Genomic DNA, 2,583 nt, shown 5'->3' with positions numbered 1-2,583 from the left:
TTTTGGTCTAGCAAAATGTGTTACACAAAATTTTATACATCATCACCGAATAAATAGGCATAGTAGTGCCTTATGCCTGCAGCGCCACGCACCAAGGGCGGCCGAACCCAGCGTGGCGCTTTGTCTATTTATAAGCATATTATACCATCGCCCTAAAGGGATTGCCGACAGATTTTTGCAAATTTCTCATGGCAGGATCGAAAATTGAAACTAAGACATCCATGAGTAAGCTTTACTCACCATCCAATCATGAAATAACTGCTCATGGATTCGTTATTTTCACGGAAAAGCTCCACGAGCGCGCTTTGCTCTCCACCCGGCATGAAAACAGCCGCTCCAAAGGCGCGTATTTTCACGGAAAAGAAAGAGGAAATATCCCATTTTTAAATAAGGATTTCGCCTGTTTTTTACAAACAACCATTGCACAGCCGCACGGTGTCTTTATTCGTTTTCAAGAAGTTTCATCTTTAGCGGAAATGATATGTGAATGGCTTTGCTGGTGATTGCGATCTTGCTTTCAAATATGGTTGGATCGGATACCACCATCCGGTTTTTGCGCCGAGTAAAGCGGCAAATATGCCGAATACCGCCGCATCTTTCAGGTTGCCAGCGGCAGAAGGAGCTATTCATCATGCACTTTAGTGCGATTGAATCTTATTGTTGTTTGTGGTATGGCGGAAGTTACGTTTATTTATTATTAAAAAAATTTTTAAAATTATGAAGGATTTTATCTGATTATATCGAATTATTAAATTAGAAAGTTCCCATAACGAAAAATCCTCGTTTTACACCTCGTGTTTTCGATGAAGAATTTCCTTTTCCAAATGGGTTCGACACTTTCTCCGTAACGGCGTGAAAGCGCAAAATGGATCTTTCTTTCATCTCCTTCTGTCCTTTCGTTTGCGGTCAGGAACCCGGCGCATTTCTAGCTGAGGCTGGATGTCGCTTTTTTCCGGCGCAGGTTCTCGATCCATTTTAAACGAAGAAGCGATAAAGAGAGTTCTCCCGCCGTGTTGCCGGTTTAGCGGTTTTCCGAAAAAATCAGGAAAGCAATCGCGCTTTCATGCGGCGCCATTTCTAACATGTGGCCGCTTATGAGGGGATTTTGTTACAGTGGCGAAGAGTTCCTTTTGAAACACGCGAAAAACGATGTGCTGTTCAATCGCCAAGAAAGAGAAAGGAGGGGGGCTTGGTTGCGGGGTTGTCCAAATTGATTTTGACATTGTTTAATTAGAACATAATTCTAAATTCAAAGTTCTTAATTTGAAAAATTAATCAATATAGGGAAGATAGTAGCGTGAAGCAGCAACGTTTATCAGGATTATTCGGCATTTTGAAAACGACCAATCATTCCCGGCCAGCAGATGAAATCCGAAAAAAAGCGTATCGGAACATGGCGGAGAAGGAATTCCAATTCATTGGCGCAAAAACTTCGGATAAAGGCGAACATCATTGTTCCGATCTTAACGGGCGATCCAAAAAAATTGGCGGAAGAAGCAAGAGAAATGCTCCTATCGACCGCAATCGCTTGCCCCACGTACCTACGCAATGTAAAAAATAAGGTCCTCGCTGTCCTCATCGAGTCCTAAATCCCATTTGAGCTTAATGTTGATGTACTCCAATTCGATTTTCTTATCCACGATTCCCCAGAAATAGCCGAAAATGTTCCGCACTTTGCGCCCGCGTTTTATATTCCGGATCATCTGCCGGAACGAATCGATCGCCAGCGCAATCCGGTCATTTAGCGAATAATATGAAAGTTTATACGTTTGTATGGTGATGATTTTCCAAAATTCCTCGATCGTTTGGGCATCATCGTAAAAGCATTTCACCAGATCGCGAAACGCCGGCGGCACTTTGCTGCTTGTGTATGAAGCATCAAGTTTATCCACAGGCACAGAAGATGTGTTATTGGATACGTTTTTCGTACGTATACTATTAATATTATTATTGTTATTATTTCTCTTAGCTTCAGAGATAATAGTTTCTGTTTTCGTTTTGGCCTCTTCGCCTGTTGGCGCGCCTTCATTCTCAGCGTTTTCACGCCTAGACAAACCGCCTAGACAATTTTCAGAAAATACCTTTTGGAACTCGTAAATATTGCTTGATTGGCCGCCTTTTTTCTTTCTATATGTACGATAAATTTTCATAAAGCCATAGTTTTGCATCTTCTTGAAGAAACGTCTTAATGTAATTTCCGATTCAACGTTGGCCAATTTCATGATATTTGCTTTTTTCAGCCAGCAAGCCCCGATCACTTTGCACGAATGTTTCGCCATCACGTCCAAAATCCGCAGCTCCGCCGGCGTAAAATGAACGCGCTTTTTCATTTCCGCGATATGCCGATTCATTTCGTCGACGCTGGAAAACGTTTGATGTTTTTGGTATTCTTTCTCGCAAGCAACAACAAAAGCCATAGCCCCAAATCCCCTTTCATTCCGGCTATGACCTTATCACTTCCCCTCACACCAAAAATGTTCAAATATTGCTTGATCATCTTGCTACTTTGCGGTATACTGTCCCTAGAATTACTTTTCTGTGTTTTTTGTTGGTGTTGGTATTGGTATTGGTATTGGTATTGGT

3 protein-coding genes are annotated in these 2,583 nt (G+C 41.9%); 2 read left to right on the top strand and 1 reads right to left on the bottom strand.

The features are described 5' to 3' along the window. Positions 1-188 precede the first annotated feature (188 nt). Both BM278_RS18060 and BM278_RS18055 read left to right on the top strand, forming a co-directional pair. Positions 189-503 carry a hypothetical protein gene (locus BM278_RS18060; protein ID WP_143093496.1) on the top strand — a complete coding sequence of 105 codons (315 nt, stop codon included), beginning with the start codon at positions 189-191 and terminating at the stop codon, positions 501-503. A gap of 794 nt (positions 504-1,297) precedes the next feature. Beyond that, positions 1,298-1,561: a hypothetical protein gene (locus BM278_RS18055; RefSeq protein WP_090952493.1), complete on the top strand. Its 264-nt coding sequence runs from the start codon at positions 1,298-1,300 to the stop codon at positions 1,559-1,561. Here BM278_RS18055 and BM278_RS18050 read toward each other — a convergent pair. Beyond that, positions 1,542-2,417, bottom strand: coding sequence for a hypothetical protein (locus BM278_RS18050; protein ID WP_090952490.1), 876 nt, complete (start codon positions 2,415-2,417; stop codon positions 1,542-1,544). The two genes, BM278_RS18055 and BM278_RS18050, sit on opposite strands and share 20 nt — an antisense overlap. Between the last annotated feature and the right edge of the window lie 166 nt (positions 2,418-2,583).

The sequence above is a fragment of the Parageobacillus thermantarcticus genome (assembly GCF_900111865.1).
Classification (GTDB): Bacteria; Bacillota; Bacilli; order Bacillales; family Anoxybacillaceae; genus Parageobacillus; species Parageobacillus thermantarcticus.
This window is presented reverse-complemented; position numbering and strand designations above follow the sequence as displayed.

Excerpts from the sequence above, each read along its gene's own strand:
- BM278_RS18060 (WP_143093496.1), top strand. The coding sequence starts at position 189 with ATGGCAGGATCGAAAATTGAAACTAAGACATCCATGAGTAAGCTTTAC.
- BM278_RS18050 (WP_090952490.1), bottom strand. The coding sequence starts at position 2,417 with ATGGCTTTTGTTGTTGCTTGCGAGAAAGAATACCAAAAACATCAAACG.